The sequence below is a fragment of the Actinokineospora alba genome, from assembly GCF_004362515.1.
Lineage (GTDB): Bacteria > Actinomycetota > Actinomycetes > Mycobacteriales > Pseudonocardiaceae > Actinokineospora > Actinokineospora alba.
The window spans coordinates 3,976,509-3,994,659 of sequence record NZ_SNXU01000001.1; the positions used below are offsets into that span (position 1 = coordinate 3,976,509).

General features: G+C 70.9%; 15 protein-coding genes. 12 read left to right on the forward strand and 3 right to left on the reverse strand.

What is annotated here, in order from left to right:
* Window positions 1-46: 46 nt before the first annotated feature.
* The 8 genes from ppdK (at window position 47) to C8E96_RS18385 (ending at window position 13,046) form a co-directional block, all read left to right on the forward strand.
* Window positions 47-2,734 (forward strand): pyruvate, phosphate dikinase, encoded by a 2,688-nt coding sequence (ppdK, locus tag C8E96_RS18350; protein WP_091371952.1) that lies wholly within the window; start codon window positions 47-49, stop codon window positions 2,732-2,734.
* A 66-nt stretch (window positions 2,735-2,800) separates the two neighbouring features.
* Entirely contained in the window at window positions 2,801-6,112 is a 3,312-nt protein-coding gene (locus C8E96_RS18355) for a BTAD domain-containing putative transcriptional regulator (RefSeq protein WP_091371949.1), read from the forward strand.
* An 88-nt stretch (window positions 6,113-6,200) separates the two neighbouring features.
* A complete protein-coding gene (locus tag C8E96_RS18360) occupies window positions 6,201-9,206 on the forward strand; it encodes a M66 family metalloprotease (protein WP_133794566.1) in 3,006 nt (1,001 codons plus the stop codon).
* Window positions 9,207-9,336: 130 nt separating this feature from the next.
* Window positions 9,337-10,206, forward strand: coding sequence for a hypothetical protein (locus C8E96_RS18365; RefSeq protein ID WP_091371943.1), 870 nt, complete (start codon window positions 9,337-9,339; stop codon window positions 10,204-10,206).
* 292 nt (window positions 10,207-10,498) lie between these two features.
* The gene (locus C8E96_RS18370; protein WP_091371940.1) at window positions 10,499-10,948 is read left to right on the forward strand and encodes a hypothetical protein; all 450 of its coding nucleotides are present in this window, start codon (window positions 10,499-10,501) and stop codon (window positions 10,946-10,948) included.
* On the forward strand, window positions 10,945-12,042 hold the full coding sequence (locus C8E96_RS18375; protein WP_091371936.1) for a sensor histidine kinase: 1,098 nt from the start codon (window positions 10,945-10,947) through the stop codon (window positions 12,040-12,042). The genes C8E96_RS18370 and C8E96_RS18375 overlap by 4 nt, the downstream gene beginning before the upstream one ends.
* On the forward strand, window positions 12,039-12,695 hold the full coding sequence (locus C8E96_RS18380) for a response regulator (protein WP_091371933.1): 657 nt from the start codon (window positions 12,039-12,041) through the stop codon (window positions 12,693-12,695). The genes C8E96_RS18375 and C8E96_RS18380 overlap by 4 nt, the downstream gene beginning before the upstream one ends.
* 12 nt (window positions 12,696-12,707) lie before the next feature.
* On the forward strand, window positions 12,708-13,046 hold the full coding sequence (locus C8E96_RS18385) for a DUF2203 domain-containing protein (protein WP_091371930.1): 339 nt from the start codon (window positions 12,708-12,710) through the stop codon (window positions 13,044-13,046).
* 136 nt (window positions 13,047-13,182) lie between these two features.
* Here the strand turns inward: C8E96_RS18385 and C8E96_RS18390 are convergent, their stop codons facing one another.
* Window positions 13,183-14,079: a proteasome assembly chaperone family protein gene (locus tag C8E96_RS18390; protein ID WP_407642634.1), complete on the reverse strand. Its 897-nt coding sequence runs from the start codon at window positions 14,077-14,079 to the stop codon at window positions 13,183-13,185.
* A 117-nt stretch (window positions 14,080-14,196) separates the two neighbouring features.
* Between C8E96_RS18390 and C8E96_RS18395 the strand changes: the two genes are divergently transcribed.
* Window positions 14,197-14,637 carry a hypothetical protein gene (locus C8E96_RS18395; protein WP_091371927.1) on the forward strand — a complete coding sequence of 147 codons (441 nt, stop codon included), beginning with the start codon at window positions 14,197-14,199 and terminating at the stop codon, window positions 14,635-14,637.
* A complete protein-coding gene (locus C8E96_RS18400; protein WP_091371923.1) occupies window positions 14,634-15,497 on the forward strand; it encodes an oxygenase MpaB family protein in 864 nt (287 codons plus the stop codon). Before C8E96_RS18395 ends, C8E96_RS18400 begins: the two co-directional genes overlap by 4 nt.
* 1 nt (window position 15,498) lies before the next feature.
* Here C8E96_RS18400 and C8E96_RS18405 read toward each other — a convergent pair whose 3' ends face one another.
* Window positions 15,499-15,846: a histone-like nucleoid-structuring protein Lsr2 gene (locus tag C8E96_RS18405; protein WP_091371920.1), complete on the reverse strand. Its 348-nt coding sequence runs from the start codon at window positions 15,844-15,846 to the stop codon at window positions 15,499-15,501.
* Window positions 15,847-16,006: 160 nt separating this feature from the next.
* On the opposite strand from C8E96_RS18405, the gene crcB (C8E96_RS18410) reads away from it, so the two are divergent.
* Together crcB (C8E96_RS18410) and crcB (C8E96_RS18415) are read left to right on the forward strand one after the other, a co-directional pair.
* A complete protein-coding gene (gene crcB, locus C8E96_RS18410; RefSeq protein WP_091371916.1) occupies window positions 16,007-16,402 on the forward strand; it encodes a fluoride efflux transporter CrcB in 396 nt (131 codons plus the stop codon).
* Complete coding sequence (crcB, locus tag C8E96_RS18415; protein WP_091371913.1) at window positions 16,399-16,743, forward strand: fluoride efflux transporter CrcB; 345 nt, start codon at window positions 16,399-16,401, stop codon at window positions 16,741-16,743. The genes crcB (C8E96_RS18410) and crcB (C8E96_RS18415) overlap by 4 nt, the downstream gene beginning before the upstream one ends.
* On the opposite strand, the gene C8E96_RS18420 is transcribed toward crcB (C8E96_RS18415), so the two are convergent.
* Window positions 16,740-18,011 carry a hypothetical protein gene (locus C8E96_RS18420; protein ID WP_133794568.1) on the reverse strand — a complete coding sequence of 424 codons (1,272 nt, stop codon included), beginning with the start codon at window positions 18,009-18,011 and terminating at the stop codon, window positions 16,740-16,742. The two genes, crcB (C8E96_RS18415) and C8E96_RS18420, sit on opposite strands and share 4 nt — an antisense overlap.
* Between the last annotated feature and the right edge of the window lie 140 nt (window positions 18,012-18,151).

An 18,151-nucleotide genomic window follows, 5' to 3' on the forward strand; every position in this document is an offset into this window, starting at 1 on the left:
AGCGTGACGAGGTCGGGGGCGACACGGACACCTCGGAGGACGCACGATGACTGATTGGGTGTTCGACTTCGTCCACGGCGACAAGGACAGCAAGGACCTCCTTGGCGGCAAAGGCGCGAATCTCGCCGAGATGACCCGGCTCGGGCTGCCCGTCCCGCCCGGATTCACCATCACCACCGAGGCCTGCCGCGCCTACCTCGCCGACGGTGTCGAGCCGTCCGCGTTGCGGGTCCAGGTGACGATGGCGCTGCGCAGGCTGGAGAACCAGCTCGGCCGACGCCTGGGCGACGTGGTCGACCCGCTGCTGGTCAGCGTGCGGTCCGGGGCGAAGTTCTCGATGCCCGGCATGATGGAGACCGTCCTCAACGTCGGCCTCAACGACTACTCGGTGGCGGGCCTCGCGGAGGCCGCGAACGACGAGCGCTTCGCGTGGGACTCCTACCGCAGGCTGCTGCAGATGTTCGGCCGCACCGTGCTCGGCGTCGACCCGGAGGTGTTCGACCACGCGTTCTCGTCGCTCAAGGACGGGCGCGCCGACACCGACCTGTCCGCCGACGACCTGCGCGAGGCCGTCCAGCGGTTCAAAGACCTGATCGTCGAGCACGCCGACCGTGAGTTCCCGCAGGACCCGCGCGAGCAGCTCGACATGTCCATGCGCGCGGTCTTCGACTCGTGGAACACCCCGCGCGCCCGGATCTACCGCCGTCGCGAACGCATCCCGCACGACCTGGGCACCGCGGTCAACGTCTGCGCCATGGTGTTCGGCAACCTGGGGGAGACCTCCGGCACCGGCGTCTGCTTCACCCGCGACCCCGCGTCCGGCCGCAGCGGCGTCTACGGCGACTACCTGCCCAACGCCCAGGGCGAGGACGTCGTCGCGGGCATCCGCACGCCGCTGGCGCTCGACGAGTTCGACAAGCTCGACCCGACGTCGTCGCAGCAGCTCCGCACGGCGATGCGCAGGCTGGAGACGCACTACCGGGACCTGTGCGACATCGAGTTCACCGTCGAGCGCGGCAAGCTGTGGCTGCTGCAGACCCGGGTCGGCAAGCGCACTCCGGCCGCCGCGTTCCGCATCGCCGCCCAGCTCGTCGACGAGCAGCTGATCACCCTGGACGAGGCGCTGTCGCGGGTCACCGGCCAGCAGTTCGTGCAGCTCATGTTCCCCCAGTTCGACCCGAAGGCGCCGCGCGAGCTGGTCACGACCGGGCTGGCCGCCTCGCCGGGCGCCGCCGCCGGTCGTGCGGTGTTCGACTCGGCCGCCGCCGTCGAGTGGGCCGCCCGCGGCGAGCCGGTGATCCTGGTCCGCCGGGAGACCAACCCCGACGACCTCGAAGGCATGATCGCCGCCGCGGGCGTCCTCACGGCGAGGGGCGGGAAGACCTCGCACGCGGCGGTGGTCGCGCGCGGGATGGGCCGCACCTGCGTCTGCGGGGCCGAGGAACTCGACGTCGACCCGGTGGCGCGCAAGGCCAGGGCGGGTCAGCTCTCCTTCGCCGAGGGTGACCGGATCGCCATCGACGGCAGCACGGGCGCGGTGTTCCTCGGGGAGGTCCCGGTGGTCGACTCGCCCGTGTCGCGCTATCTGGCTGAGGGCCTTGAGGTCGCCTTGAGCGAGGCCGACGACGAGACCGCGGAACTGGTGCGTGCCGTCGACCGGCTCCTGACCCACGCCGACGAGGTGCGCAGGCTCAAGGTCCGCGCCAACGCCGACAGCGGCGAGGACGCCCGCCGGGCCCGGGCGCTCGGCGCGGAGGGGATCGGGCTGTGCCGCACCGAGCACATGTTCCTCGGCGACCGGCGCGGCCTGATCGAGAAGGTCATCCTCGCCGAGACGGCGGACGAACGCGACACCGCGCTGAGCATGCTGCTTCCGGTGCAGCGCGCCGACTTCCTGGAGCTGCTGACGGAGATGGCGGGCCTGCCGGTGACCATCCGGCTGCTCGACCCGCCGCTGCACGAGTTCCTGCCCGACCGGGCCGACCTGCTCGTGAAGGTCGCGCGGGCGGAGGAGCGCGGCGAATCGTCCGCGGTCGACAGCAAACTGCTGGCCGCCGTGGAGCGGCTGCACGAGTCGAACCCGATGCTCGGCCTGCGCGGTGTGCGGCTCGGGCTGGTCGTGCCGGGCCTGTTCAAACTGCAGGTGCGCGCGGTCGCCGAGGCGACAGCGGAGCTGCGCGCCAACGGTGTCGACGCCCGCCCGGAGATCATGGTCCCGCTGGTCGGCAGCGCGATGGAGCTGCACCTGATCCGCCAGGAGATCGTCGAAGTCGTCGCCGAGGTGGCCGCGGAGCAGGGCGTCGAGCTGACCTTCCCGATCGGCACGATGATCGAGCTGCCGCGGGCCGCGCTGACCGCCGACCGGATCGCCGAGGAGGCCGAGTTCTTCTCCTTCGGCACCAACGACCTCACCCAGACCACCTGGGGCTTCTCCCGCGACGACGTGGAGGCGGCGTTCTTCGCGACCTACCTGGACAAGGGCGTCTTCACCGTCTCCCCGTTCGAGACGCTCGACGAGATCGGGGTCGGGCAGCTGATCGAGATCGCCGTGGAGCGCGGCCGGGGCAAGCGGCCGGACCTGCACCTGGGCGTGTGCGGCGAACACGGCGGCGACCCGGTGTCCGTGCACTTCTTCCACCGCGTGGGCCTGGACTACGTGTCCTGTTCGCCGTTCCGGGTACCCGTCGCACGGCTGGAGGCGGGCCGGGCGGCGATCGGGAGTGTGAAGGGCTGACCGTCGTCACGGCAGCCCGGCAGGAGCGATGAGAGAGGTGGACCGGCGGATCGGGCGGAGGACTGCATGGCAGGTGAGGGACACCGGTCGTCCGGGCGGGCGGTTCCGCCCGCGGAGCCGTACGGCACCGTCGCGCGACCGCGCCTCGACGACCTGCTCGCCGAGGGCACCCGCCGACGGCTGGTCACCGTCGTCGCCGACGCCGGGTTCGGCAAGTCGACCCTGCTCGCCTCCTGGGCCGCGCGCAACGCGTGCGCCTGGTACACCGTCACCGCCGAGGACCGCACGCTCGCCGCGATGGTCACCGGCCTGGTCGACGCCCTGCGGCTGCGCGTGCCCGCCCTGTCCTCGACCATCGCGGGCGTCGTTGATGGCCCGCGCGGGCCGGACGCCGACGCCGAGCAGCCGATGCGGGCCCTGGCCTACGCCGCCGCCCTGGCCGAGGCCCTGGAGCGGCACCTGACCGACGACCTGGTCCTGGTGCTCGACGACGTCCAGGAACTCGCCCCGGACGACCCGGCGGCCACCCTCGTCGAAGGCCTGATCCGGGCCGGTCCGCCCGCGCTGCACCTCGTCCTCGCGTCCCGGTCGCGGGTGCCGTTCCGGATCGAGCGGCTGCGTGGTCGCGGCCAGGTGCTGGAGATCGACGCCGGCACGCTCGCGTTCACCGCCGAGGAGACCGGGGAGGCCCTGCGCACCGTCCTGGGCGAGCCCGTTCCCGAACTCGCGGCCATGGTCCACGACGCCGTACGCGGCTGGCCCGCCGCGGCGAGGCTGGCGGGGGAGGCGCTGCGCCCGGTGGCGCCCGCGGACCGGGAAGCCCGGCTGCGCCGCGCGCTGCGCCCCGGCGGGCCGGTGTTCGGCTACCTGGCCGAGGAGATCTTCGCCTGCGAGTCCGACCAGGTGCGGCACCTGATCTCGATGGTCGCGGGCCTGCCCTGGTTCTCGGCCGACTTGTGCGCGGCGCTCGGCGTCGCCGACGCCGAAGACCTGATCGACTCGCTGGAGACGCGCGGTTTCCTGGTCGCGGGCGGGGACGCCGACCGCTACCAGCTCAACCCGCTGATCCGCGAGTTCGCGCTGACCCGGATGCCGCTCGACCCCGTCGACCGGCTCACCGCCGTCCTCGACGCGGGCCGCTACTTCGCGGAAACCGGCGACTACCGCGAAGCCCTGGGCTGCCTGCGCACCGGCGGCGACTCGACGTCGGTCAGCGACCTGCTCTGGGCGCACGGACACGCGATGATCGCGGGCGGCGACGCCGAAGCGGTCGTCGACGCGATCGCCGCGATCGACCCGGACGCCCGCGACGGTGTCCTCGACCAGCTCGACGGCGAGGCGCGGCAAGTCCTCGGCGACTGGGTCGGCGCGCAGGCGTCGTTCGAGCGGACCATCGGCGACGAGGGGCCGGTCGCCGTCGGCCTCGCCTGGCGGATGGGGCTGATCCACCACCTGCGCGGCCACCTCGACGAGGCGATCGCGACGTACCGCCGTGGCACCATCGACGGGTCCGAGCCGCGCGAGGAGGCGCTGCTGCAGGCGTGGTGGGCCAGCGCCCACTGGCTGCGCGGCGAGATCGACGAGTGCAGGCAGCTCTCCGCCGCCGCGCTGTCGGCCGCCCACGCCGCGCGCGACGACCGGGCGCTCGCCGCCGCGCACACCGTGCTGGCCATGCTCGCCGCCCTCGACAGCGACCCGCGCGCGAACGCGGCGCACTACCTGCGCGCCCTCGACCACGCCGAACGCGCGGGCGATGTCCTGCAGTCCATCCGGATCCGGGTCAACCGCAGCTCCCACCACATCGCCGAAGCCCAGTACGCGCAGGGGATCAGCGAACTCGACGTGGCGATCCGGCTGGCCGACCTGGCCGGGTTCGCCGCGTTCCGCGCGCTGGCGCTCAACAACCGCGGCGAGGCGCTGCTCGGGCTCGGCAGGCTCGACGAGGCGAGGGCCGAGCTGGAGGCGTCGCGGCTGCTCTACCAGCGGCTGGAGTCCAAACTCGTCGCCCACCCGCTGACCAATCTCGGCGAGGTCTACCGGCAGCGCGGCGACCTGGCGATGGCCCGCGCCTGCTACGAGGAAGCCATCTCCATGGCCGGGGAGACCCGCGACATGCAGTCCCTCGTCCCCTCCCTGGCGGGGCTCGCCCGGGTGCTCATCGAGGAGCAGCCCGACCGAGCCACCGAACTGGTCGAGCTGGCCCGGCGGGCCGTGTCCTACGGGCCGGTCCTGGGCCAGTCCGCGGCGCTGCTCTCGCTGGGCTGGGTCTCGCTGCACCGCGGGCACCTGGCCGACGCCGCGGCCGCCGCCGACGAAGCGGCCGCACTGAGCCGCAGGCGCCGCGACCGGGCGGGGCTCGCGGAGGCGCTGGAACTCAAGGCGGCGGCCACCTCCAGCGTCGGACCGGTCGACCAGCTCCTGGAGGAGTCGCTGAGCATCCGCCGCGAGATCGGCGACCCGCTCGGGCAGGCCAGGGTCGAGCTGATGCTGGCCCGGCGGTCCACCGGCGAACGCGCCCGTGAACTCGCTGCGAGTGCCCACCAGCGCTTCCTGGCCGCCGGAGCGACCCGGTATGCCGCGCAGGCCGCGCTCGCCGAGGAACGCGCCGCGCCACCTGACGTGCGGGTCGAGTGCCTGGGTGGCTTCCGGGTCGTGCGCGACGGCACCCCGGTCCCGCTGAGCGAGTGGCCCTCACGCAAGGCCCGCGACCTGCTCAAGATCCTCATCGCCCGACGCGGCCACCGCGTCCCGCGCGCGCAGCTGATGGACTCGCTGTGGCCGGGGGAGGCGGAGTCGGTGGTGTCCGCGCGGCTGTCCGTCGCGCTGTCCACCGTGCGCCTGGTTCTCGACCCGGGCAAGCGCTTCGCGCCCGACCACTTCGTCGGCGCCGACCGCGCGAGCGTGTGGCTCGACCTCGCCACCACGTCCATCGACGTCGAGGAGTTCCTGCGCGACGCCCAAGCGGGCTTGGACGCGGCCAAGGCGGGACGCCCCGCGCAGGCCGTGCTGCTGCTGCGCACCGCGGAGGCCGCCTACACCGGGGACTTCCTCGACGAGGACGTCTACCAGGACTGGGCAAGCGTCCTGCGCGAGGAAGCGCGCTCGGTCTATGTCCGGGTCGCGCACTACCTCGCCGACCATGCCGTGGAGTCGGGCGAGAACTACTCCGCCGCGTCCTACTCGCTGCGGATCCTGCAGCACGACCAGTACGACGAGCGCGCCCACCTGGCGCTCGTGCGGTCCTCGGTCATGGCGGGCGCGCACGGCGAGGCCCGCCGCGCCTACCGCACCTATGTCGCGCGGATGAGCGAACTCGGCGTCGAGCCCGCCCAGTTCCCGAACTCACGCGGCGCGGAGCGAAACTTTAAGGCTGTCTGAAGGCGCTTCGAAGGCTGCCTGAACACCGCCGCGCACTCTTCCCCGTATGGCCGCACAGGGGCGGTCGACACCGGGAGGGACTTCTCTCATGGACACACGAAGAACACTCGCCATGCTCTCCGCCGCCGCGCTCGCGGTGGGGCTCGCGAGTGCCACCACACCCGTGGCGCAGGCGGTCAATACCGTCGGCGTCACGGTGACGATCCACCACGTCTGGGAGGTGGACTGTGACGACAACGAACTCGAATTCGGAGTCATCGTCGACAGCTGCCCCAACGACTACTACGCCAAGGCCTTCTTCCCCAACGGCGAGCGGATCTCGCCGCGCGCGGCCGACGACCAGACCGAGATCACGCCCGGGTGGCAGCTCGCGGGCACCTTCGACCGCGACGCCGGACCGTTCGGCATCCGCATCCAGCTCTGGGACCACGACAGCACCAGCGGCGACGACCAGATCGACATCGCCTCCGGCGACGACAGCCTGGACATCACCGTCGACCCGAACAGTGGCGACTTCTCCGGCGACGTGCCCACGCCGAGCCTCGGCTACGCCACCGGCAGCGGCAGTGACTCGGCGGCGATCTACTTCTCCGTCACCTTCGGCAACTCCGTGGACTTCGACGGCGACGGCCTGCACGACGGCATCGAGCGCTCCGGCATCGTCACCGACAAGAACGGGACCGTCCCCCAGCACGGCAACCTGCGCGCGCTGGACGCCAACGACGCCAACGGGACCCGGCCCACCGCGGCCGCGAACCCGTGCCGCCCGACGCTCCTGACCGAGGTCGACTACATGGTCGGCCCGGACGCCAACGGCGACTCCGTGCCCGACCACACGCACAAGCCGACCCAGGTCGCCATCGACGAGGCCGTCGCGGCGTTCAACAGCGGCGACGTGCCCACCCGGCCCGGGTGCCCGTACCCGAACGTGAACCAGAACGCGGGCGTCGAACTGATGCTGATCATCGATGACCTGCTCCCCGAGACCGACAAGGTGGGCTGGGCGACCGGTCCGACCGTCGGCGGCGCCATGGTCACCGGCCAGTCGATCCGGAACGCGAACTTCGACGCCGGCTTGCGCAAGTACTTCCACTATTCGCTGTGGATCCACCGGCAGCAGGACGTGGCGCCGCCACCGCCTGCCGCGCCCACTCCGCTGGTGCCCAATGGCAGTTCCGGTATCTGCTGCTCGGACAGCGGCAAGGACGTCATCGTCAGCCTCGGCGGCTGGGCGGGCGACGTCGGCACCGACCGCGATCAGTCGAGCACCTTCGTGCACGAACTCGGGCACGCGCTCGGACTCGGGCACGGCGGCGGTGACACGATCAACTGCAAGCCGAACTACCACTCGATCATGAGCTACGTGTACCAGACGATGGGCGTGCCGGACAACGCGTCGCCGGGCGCGCCGTTCAGCGACGTCAACCAGGACGGCACGATCGACAACCGCGACAAGGTGCGGCTCGACCTGTCCCGGGAGCAGCTGAACAACCTCGACGAGGACGCCCTCAGCGAAAGCGCGGGCATCTCGGGTCGGACCGCCGACGTGTTCCTCTGGGACAGCGACGGCGCCCGCCCGTGGCGGGTCAGCGTGTCCAACGCCGCGGTCAACTGGAACGGCAGCGGAGACGGCACCGACATCGCCGCGAACATCGATCCGGGCACCGTCGCGGTGGATGCCAACTTCATGGGCATCAGGACAAGCCAGGGCTGCCCGAACACCGCTGCGGCCGGGAGTCCCCCTGGCCCGGGCACGCCGCCGCCCGGCAGCGTGGGAACCCCTGAGCTCAACGGTTATGACGACTGGGCCAACCTCAAGTACAGGGGCCCGCTGTCGCCCCCCGGAAGCGGTGTCGGCTCCGAGCACGAGCTGACCAAGGAGATGGCTGACGAGATCCGCGCCGCGTTCAACGAGGCCGTCAGCCGCACCGACGTCGATGTCCACCTGACCGATTCGCCCGACCCGGTGGGCGCGGGCACGCAGCTCACGTACGGGCTCGAAGCACACAACCACGGCAGCCCGAACACGGCGTACGAGGTCAAGGTCGCGCAGACCCTGCCCTCGGATGTCACCTTCGCCTCGGCGTCGGCAGGCTGCGCGCACGCGGCCGGTGTCGTCACCTGTGACCTCGGGGACCTGGCGCCTGGCGCGTCGGCCTCGGCGAACGTGGTGGTGAACGTTCCCGCGGACCTCGTCCACAACAACGGCGGCCCGAAGGACATCACCTCGTCCGCCACCGCCTCGCACGACGGCACCGACTCGAACACGGCCAACAACACCGCGAGCACCACGACCAAGGTCGTCGCGATGGCCGACGTCCAGGTCACCGGCGCCACGGCGACCGGGCCGCGTGAGGTGCTGATCGGTGAGTCCGGCTCGGTCACCTTCGACGTGGCCATCGCCAACGCCGGACCGTCCAGCCCGATCGACACCGTGCTCACCACGAGCGCGTCCGGCGACAGCGGCGTGACCGTCACGCCCGCGTCGTCGACCTCGGAGCAGGCCGCACTGGCCGTGGGCAGCCCGCGCACGGTCCGCACGACCGCCGCCGTGGACTGCGCGTCGCCGGGGGTGAAGACCGTGACCCTCACCGCCGCGCTGGCGCTGAAGAACGCGGCCGACACCGATCCGGACCTGACGAACAACCAGCGGGCGTCGTCGTTCCAGATCGACTGCGTCGTGCCGATCGCGATCAACGTCCGGCCCAAGGGCTTCCCGAACTCCATCAACCTCAACACCGACGCGACGGTCGCCGCGCTGACCACCGCCGTCGGGGAGTACGGGCTGCCGATCGCCTTCGACGCCACGAAGATCGACGTCTCGACAACGTTGTGGGGACTCCGCGCGAACCTCTTCGACGCCGCGACACCGTTCGGGGCGCGGGAAGTCCACAGCGCGGGGCACCCGGAGCGCTCCTACGAGTTGGACGAACGCACCCGCGACGCCGATCTGGACCTGGTGCTGCACTTCAAGCCCGCCGACTCGGGTCTCACCCTGAGCTCGACCGAGGCCTGCTTGAAGGGCCGCTACCTGGCACCCGACGGGAACACCTACACGTTCCTGGGCTGCGACTCGGTCCGAGTCGTCAACTGATCGACCGCTGAAATGGTGAGCAGGACCGGCCCCGGCCGGTCCTGCTCACCCATGTGGACCGACGCGGACAGGCGTGGAGTTCGGCCGCCCGATACGGTCGGGCCGACTGATCCGAGTGAATGGAGTCGCTATGTCCGCCGGGCTGGGTGTGCAGGTCGTCGTCGAGACCGATCCGGAGGCCGAGGAGCGGCTGGTCGAGGAGCTGTTCACCGCCGTATTGGCCGATATCGGGGCCGACGCGGAAGACCACGACGTGGAAGACGAGGACGAGGACCTCGAAGAGGACGACGAGCGTGTCGTGCTGGCCGTCGCGGTCGCCCGCGCCGAGGGGAAGCTGCTGGGCTGGGCGTCGCTGCTCGGCCCCGACGAGGACGACCCGGGCCCCACCGTGCAGTGGCTGCTGCTGTCGCGGGAGATCGAGCGCATCAAGACCGGGATGTACGACGAACACCCGGCGACCCCGGAAGAGATCGAACTGCTGGTGGCCATGACGAAGGCCGCCGCCGACCACGCCCGCGACGCGGGCAACGACGCGGTCGTGTGGTCCGACCCGATGGCCGACCTGGACGCGCACGTCGCCAAGGCGCTCGGGGCCACTCCGGACGAGGAACTCGGGCACATCTGGGCGTTCGAGGACCTTGCCTCGGTCGCGGCGCCCGCGGGCCTGCCCGCTGTGCGCACCCAGGTCGCGACCGAACCCACCGAGAACCTGCCGGACGGGACCGACGTCATCACCATCGACGTCGTGGACACCGACGTGGAGTTGTCGGCGCTCATCAAGGGCAGGCGGGCGATGGTGGAGGAGATTTCGCACCACGACACCGAGCCTGAGGTCGTCGCCGCGGCGATTCACGACCTGGTGGGCAAAATCCGTGAGCTGAACCCGGATGTGCGGACGCTGCAGGTGCACGAGTATGACGATGAGGTTGTCGAGGACGCCGCTGAGCTGGCGGGCATGACCGTCGCCAAGCAACTCCACTTCTACCGGCTCGACCTCTGACCCAGCTTTCTCTGGGCGGGCGCCTGTTTGGGTGGAGTGGTTTCTTTGGGGCCCCTACGAAGAAAGACCCCTGTCGTGGAAGAGCGGGTGGGGAGCCTTCGGCCCACGACCACGGCAAGTTTAGGGGTCTTTCTTCTCCCCCAAAGAAACCACTCCACCCAAACAGGCCGTTGCGTTCGGCACGTCGCGTTTCGTGGGCCCCGGTCCTTACTGCCCTAGTACTCAGGTATCACGCCGGAGTTGGCGCTCGCGGGTGACGAACCGCTTGTCGATTGTCCCTACCGTTGTTCGCATGAAGACGTTGTGGCACAACTGGATCGCGGTTCCGCTGGTGCGCGGCCTGACCAGCCTCCCGCTCGCTGTGGTGCGCGTCGTCGCCACGCCGGTTGGGTTGGGTGGGCGAGTGGAGCGGGTGCGAGATGGGATCGCGCACCGGTATTCCCTCGGCGTACCGAGCCGGAAGCGGCTGAGGGCCGGTGTGCTCATGTTCCCGCTGGCCCTGCTGTGCCTCTACCTCGTCTACATGGGCTACCTCTACTTCCTCCGCCCCGACGCCATCGCCGCCCTCGGCCACCCGTTCACCGCTGACCCGAGGTTCGCCAACGCGTGGGGTGGGCCGACTCTGGTCGGCGCGTGGCTGGCGCACTCGGCCGTGGCGTTCGGGATGCACTTGGTGGCCGTCACGCTGCTGCGCCGTCTGGTCGCGTGGCAGGACGGGACGACCGTAAGGTCGGACAGGTGAAGAGGTGGCCGGTCGTCGCGGCGGTGGCGGTGTTCGTCCTCGCCTGGCTTGACGTCGTCCAGCACTACCCGGGTGCGGGGGAGTTGGTGTTGCCCGTGGCGTTGGGGCTGGCCGTCCCGGTGCTGGTGTGCGGGCAGCGGCCGGTGATCGCCGGGTGGGTCGGCTGGGCCACCGCAGTGGGGACGGCGCTGGTCACGCGAGGCCGGGCCGGTTCCGGTGAGCCCTGGCCATGGTCGGTCAGCGCGGTGGTTGTCCTGGTCATCCTGTGCGGTGTCGTCGGCGCTCTAGGGGTGCGCCGAACCACGGTCGGGCTGGTCGGGGCGGTCGGGCTCACCGGGGCCACGCTGGTGCTGGTGTTCGACGGGCAATGGGTGTCGGCGATCAGCACGACGATGCTGTGCGCCGCCGCCGCGCTGGTGGGGGACTGGCGGGCGGGGATGCGCGGCAGGCTGGCCGAGGCCGACCGGGTCGGCGAGGAGGAACGGGCCAGGCGGATGGTGCTCGAGGAGCGGGCCCGGATCGCACGGGAGATGCACGACATCGTGGCGCACCACATGTCGATGGTGGCCGTGGCAGCCGAGACCGCGCCCTACCGCAACGCCGACCTACCCGAGTCAGCCCGGACCGAGTTGGCGGGCATCGCCGACTCCGCCCGGGCCTCGCTGACGGAGATGCGCAGGCTCCTGGGCATCCTGCGCGACGGCGCCGCGGAACTCGGTCCGCAACCCGGGATCGACCGGCTCGACGAACTGGTCGCCGGTGTCCGCGGCGCCCCGGTGACGTTGGAGTGCTCGGTGGGCGCGCTGCCGCAGGCGCTGGGCCTCACGGTGTACCGGATCGTGCAGGAGGCATTGAGCAACGTGGTCCGGCACGCACCGGGCGCGGCCACCCGGGTCACCGTCGGGATGGACGGGGGTGACGTCGTGCTGGAGGTCGTGAACGACGCGCCCGAGTCGGCTCCGGTGGCGGCCGCGGGCGGGCACGGGCTGGTCGGCGTCCGCGAACGGGTCACGCTGCACGGGGGCACCATGTCGGTCGACCGACCGGCGGGCGGCTACCGGCTGTGCGTCAGGCTGCCGGTGGAGGGCCGTTGAGCATCCGGGTCCTGATCGTCGACGACCAGGCCATGGTCCGGGCGGGTTTCGCGGCGCTGCTCGGTTCCCAGGACGGCATCGAGGTGGTCGCCCAGGCCGCCGACGGCCGCGAGGGCGTCCAGGCGTGTGCCGAGACCCGCCCGGACGTCGTGCTGATGGACGTCCGGATGCCGGTGCTCGACGGCCTCGCCGCGACCCGGGAGATCCTCGCCGCCGACGACCCGCCCCGGGTGATCATGCTGACCACGTTCGACATCGACGACTACGTCTACGAGGCGTTGCGCTCGGGCGCGAGCGGGTTTCTGCTCAAAGACCTGCAGGCCGCCGACCTGGTGTCCGCCGTGCGCGTCGTCGCGGCGGGGGAGGCGCTGCTGGCGCCGAGCGTGACCCGCAGGCTGATCGAGACCTTCGCCCGCCAGGCCACCTTCGTCGCACCGTCGCGTGTGGACAGTCTGACCAAGCGGGAACGCGAGGTGCTGGTGCTGCTGGCCCGCGGACTGTCCAATGTGGAGATAGCGGAGACGTTCGTGCTGGCCGAGCAGACGGTGAAGACCCACGTCGGACGCGTCCTGGCGAAACTCGGGCTGCGCGACCGGACCCAGGCCGTGGTGTACGCCTACGAGAGCGGCCTCGTCCGCCCGGGCGGGCCATGACAGGCTGGGCCCATGTTCACGATCGCCGAAGCCCGCGCCGAACTGGCGCGGCTGCGCCCTGTCCTCGACGAGATCGTCGCGCTGCGCGCCGACGCGGCCGAGCTGGGAGCGGGGGAGTCGAGCCTCGGCGGCCTCCCCGAGTTCAAGGCGGCGCAGGCCCGCCTCGATGAGCTGCTCACCCAGGTGCAGCAGACCGGCGCCGAACTGAAGGGCTTCGCCCCGCTGCTGGTCGACTTCCCCGGCGACCTCGACGGCGTCCCGGTCCTCTGGTGCTGGCTGGAAGGCGAACAAGACCTCACTTGGTACCACCGCGCCGACCTAGGCTTCCCCGCCCGCCGCCCCCTCCCCTAACCCCTCGCGAGTCCAACGTTCAGAACAACGAGTCCAACGTTCAGAACATCCCACCTCCAGGATCACGTGACGTGAGACGAAAGGTCGATGTTCTGAACGTTGGACTCGTTGTTCTGAACGTTGGACTCGCGAGGGGTTAGCGTTCGTCTTGTTCGGCTAGGAAGCGTTCGAATTGGCTGCCGAGTTCGTCGGCGGTGGGCATGTCGGCCGGGTCGGCGAGCATGTTGCGGCCCGCGGCCTCGGCGAAGCTGTCGTACTGGTGCTCCAACGCCCGGACGCCTTCGGACACCTCGTCGGATTCCGCGATCTGGCGCTCGATCTCCACGTCCGCCTTCCGCTTGGCCTCGCGAAGCGGCTCGGCGGGAAGCGAAAGCCCGGTGGCGCGCTCGATCGAGTCGAGCAGCGACAAGGCGGCGGCCGGATAGGTCGAGTGCGACAGGTAGTGCGGCACATGCGCGGCGAAACCCATCGCGTCGCGGCCTGCCTCGCCCTCGCGGAACTCCAGCAGGTTCGCGATGCTCGCGGGGACCTGGATCCGGCTGAACACCTGCCGGTAGTCACGCACCAGGTCGGGCCGGGTCGCGTGCGCGGTGACCTCCAGCGGCCGGGTGTGCGGCACGCCCATCGGGATGCCGTGGAAGCCCACGGCCAGCCGGACGCCCCAGCGTTCGATCAGCTCACCCACCGCGGCGGTGAACCGCTCCCACACCCGGTCCGGTTCCGGCCCGGTGAGCAGCAGGAACGGGATTCCCTCGCTGTCGTGCACCAGGTGCACCGCCAACTCGGGCGCCGCGTAGGACTCCCAGTGATCGGTGAGGTAGGTCATCGTCGGGCGCCGGGCCCGGTAATCGATCAGCTGGTCGGTGTCGAACCGGGCGATGACCCGGTGTTCGAGGGTGTCGAGGAGGTGCTCGGCGACCAGGCGGCCCGCCGAACCGGCGTCCATGAAGCCCTCGAAGTTGTGCAGCAGCACCGTGCCCGTCAGGTCGGGGACATCCGAGTCCACGTCGTACAGGTCGCCCTGACCGTCCACAATCGCCTCCGGCGCACATCGATTACTGCCTTCCCTGGGACAACACCCCGGCGAGGAGATCCATTCCCGGCCACACGTCCCTATCCGGCCTGCTTCGGCGCCACTAGCGTGGAACGGGTGGAGGAACCATTCAGAGTCGTCCAGATCCGCTGGCTCGAACGCATCGCCATGGTGCTGTACGTGCCGGTGTCGGCGGGCTACGTGGCGAACCGGGTCGCCGGGTTCGTGGTGGAGAGCCGATGGGGCGTCTGGTGGCTCGGCCTCGGCGTCGTCTTCGCGTTGATCATCCTTCGGTTGATCACCGACGGCACCGCCGTGCGCAGAATGCGGTCCGAGGGCCGGGGTTCGACCGGTCGTTCGGCGGCCAAGGTGGGCACCGCCGTGGCCTGGTTCTTCGTGTTGGCGATCACGGTGATCACGCTGAAGTCGGTCTGGGAGCACGCGTCCCTGGCGGTCGCCCTCGAGGTGCTGGGCTGGGGCTTCATCGTCGCGTTCGGGATCTACACGGTCCTGCGCCTGGCCGACGCGCTCCGGCCCGCGTCGAGGCGGTCCAGATGACCTCACCCGCCCTCATCGACAGTGCCGACCTGGGCCTCTTCGGGCCGGACTCGGTCACCTGGCAGGTGCACGCCGACCCCTCGATGTGGTTCGGGGGCATCCGGAGTCTCTACCTCCAGGCACTTCACCCCCGGGCGGTCGCGGGGGTCGTGCAGAACTCCGACTTCCAGGCCGATCCGCTCGGCAGGCTGGTGCGGACCGCGACCTTCGTCGGCATCACCACCTACGGCACTCTCGACCAAGCCGACCAGGCGGCGCGGCGGGTGCGGCAGGTGCACCGGTCGTTGCGGGCGCGGGATGAAGCCGGGGTCCAGTTTCGGATTGACGACCCCGAACTGCTGCTTTGGGTGCATTGCGCCGAGGCGGTGTCATTCCTGTCGGTCGCGCGCCGGGCGGGATTTCCGCTGACCCGTGCGCACGCCGACCGCTATTTCGACGAACAGCGCACCGCGGCGGCGTTGGTCGGGCTTGACCCGGACGAAGTGCCGGGCAGCGTGGACGAGATGACCGGCTACCTGAGAAACATCTATCCGACGTTGCGGCGCACCGAGAACACCGACGTGATCTACCACTTTCTGCACCGGCCGCCGGTCCAGGGACTTCTGGCGTTGGGTGTGCGGCTCTATGAGCCGACAATCGGACATTTGTCCTATTCGCTGCTACCCGGCTGGGCGCGGCGGCTCTATGGCCGCCGCGCTTACCCCGATTCCGTCACCACTGTCGCGGTGCGGGCTTTCCGACGTGCGGCATTGGCCCTGCCCGGTGGTTTCCGGATCTCCCGCAAACTCGAACCGGCGCCGGTCGCGGCCGTGCGCAGGCTGGGGGAGTGGGCCACGCCGTCGCCGGGACGGCTGCCCTAGGTCAGGCGCCGTGCGCTTCCTGGAACTTCGTCACCAGCGCCGCCGGGATGCGGCCACGCTCGGCGATGGTCTCGCCCTGGCTGCGGGCCCACTCACGAATCGCCTGGTTGTCGGCCTTGTCGCTGGCAGACGCGGACTTGCGCGCGGTGCCGGCGGCGACCTTCGACTTGCGGCCACCGGTGCGCCGCGCGTGCCCGACGAACTCCGCGAGCGAGTCGCGCAGCTTGCTGGCGTTGTCGCTCGACAGGTCGATCAGGAAGTCGACGCCGTCGAGGGCGAAGGCCACGGTCTCGTCGGCCGCTCCACCGTCGAGATCGTCGACCAGCTCGACAACGGTCTTCTGCGCCACGGTTTCCTCCGCATGATGAGTCGTATTGGCCGAAATGCGGCCCCAGTGCCACGGTACCGGCATTCCCGGCCCGTTCTGTGCGCAGCTTATAGGTACGGCCTATGGCCACCCGCAAGGCGGTCCGGTGTGGCGGCCGGTGATAATCACGCTAGGAGGTGACATGGCAGCCGACATTGCGGCGAAGGCGACGTTGGCCGCCGTGGCCCTGGGCGGCGCCGTAGGCGCACTCGCGCGATTCATGCTGGTCAGCGCCTTACCTGGGAAAGCGGGCGGATTTCCGCTGGGCACTTTGCTGGTCAATTCCGTGGGCTGTCTGCTCATCGGGGCGCTCATGGTGGCGGTGACGGAACTGAGGAATATTCATACGCTTGCCAGGCCATTTCTGGGTGTAGGCGTACTCGGTGGCTTCACCACGTTCTCCGCCTACGCGGAGGAAGTTCGCGTGCTGCTTGCTCCGGACACGCTGATTTTCGCCATGTCCTATCTGTTGGGAACCGTCCTGTGCGCGCTGGTCGCCGTCGCGGCCGGAATGCGCCTCGCCCGGTCGCTGTTGTGACCGCGTTGCTGGTGGTCCTCGGCGCGGCGGTGGGCGCGCCCCTGCGCTACCTCACCGACCAGGCGCTGCGCCGCCGCTTCGGCGACCGGTTTCCGTGGGGCACGCTCACGGTCAACGTCGTCGGCTCTGGCATCCTCGGCGCGCTCACCGGAACGTCGACAGCGGTGCACGCCCTGCTGGGCATCGGCTTCTGCGGAGCACTGACGACGTACAGCACGTTCGGCTACGAGACCGTCCGACTGATCGAGGACCGCGCGTATCTGCGCGCGTTCCTCAACGTCACCGTCAGCGTGGTCGCGGGTGTCGGCGCCGCGGCGCTCGGCCACGCGCTGGTCGCCTAGCCCGCGAGCGTGAGCTGCAACGCCTTGGTGACCACGGATCTGAGGGCCGGATCGTCCGGGTTCGACTTCTTGTCCAGCCACACGGCCTGCACAAGTTTGAGGCTGTTGCCCTCACGCCCGCTGGCGTAGGCGGCCGACTCGAACGCGGGCTGGTGCGCACCCGGCCAGGCCACGCCCTGCGCGCCTTGGTCGACGATGCCGCCCGCGCCGGGCTTGTCCGCCACCGCGCGCAGTTCGGTCGCGGACGCGCTCTTGGTGAACCGCAGCACCGAGACCAGCACGGCCACCGGCTTGCCGTCCGAGGTCGCCTCGAATCGGCCGCGGATGAGCCGGGCGCACCCGTTCTTCTCCAGCCAGGTCCGGACGTCGCCGTACGCGTGGGCCGCGCAGTCGGTGTGCTCGACGGACCCCTTCGCCGTGAAGGCGACACCGTCGACCGGGATCTCGCTCGTGGAGTTCTCCGGCTTGCCCGCCGAGCCCTTGTTGGCGGAGCTGATCGCCACCGCGATGCCCGTGGCCAGCAAGATCGCGATGAGGATCGTCGCGACGATCGGCAGCCAGCGCAGGCCGCTCGTCGGTTCGTCGCGCTCGTGCTTGCCGTGGTGGGCGGCGAGGACCGTGCGGGGGATGAACGTGGTCGTCGCGGCGGCGTCGCGGGCGGCGGTGTCGACGAAGCCCTCGGCCGCGAGTTCGGCGTTGTCGAGGGCCGGTCCCTCGGGGTGCACGGCGGCGAGGATCTGCCGCACCTCATTGACCGTGCAGGTGCGCGTGTGGGTGGCGAGTTCCTTGGCGGCGGTCATCAGGTTGCGCGGCTCGGGATGCAGGATGCGCACCCCGCGCACGAGATCCGGGGTGGGCTGGGAGACCTGCGAGACGTAGGGGCCGATCGCGACGACGGTGCCGACCGGCACCGGCTCGGTCCGCTCGGCCTGCAGCAGCGCGGTGACCGCCGACGTCGCCGCCAGGGCCTCGGCCGCCGGGTTGGTCGCGCCGTCGGGCCGCACGAGCGGCCACCCGTCGGTCGTCCACTGCCCGGCGAGCGGCGCGTCCAGCCGGACGGCCGGGTCCGGCAGGTCGACGCCGACGATGACGAGCACGCCGCGCGGCATGACCACGACCGCGTCGATCGGGCCCGGGCAGCCGGGAGGCTGGACGTCGAGCACCGCCACACCGCCCACGATCGCGTCGCCGCGTCCCCAGGACGCCAGCGCGGCACGCAGGTCGGTGCCGACCGTGGAGGTCTCGCCCCCGACCCGGACCAGCCGCACCCCGACACCTCCGAAACCCCCGGCCGCGACCTCTGGCAGGTCGCGCGCCACCTAGCTGTGGACACGGTATCGGGGGCCCGTTCGGCCTATCGCGCCGACCTCCAGGGGTGATCCGTCACCTGATCAGTGGACCGTCGTTG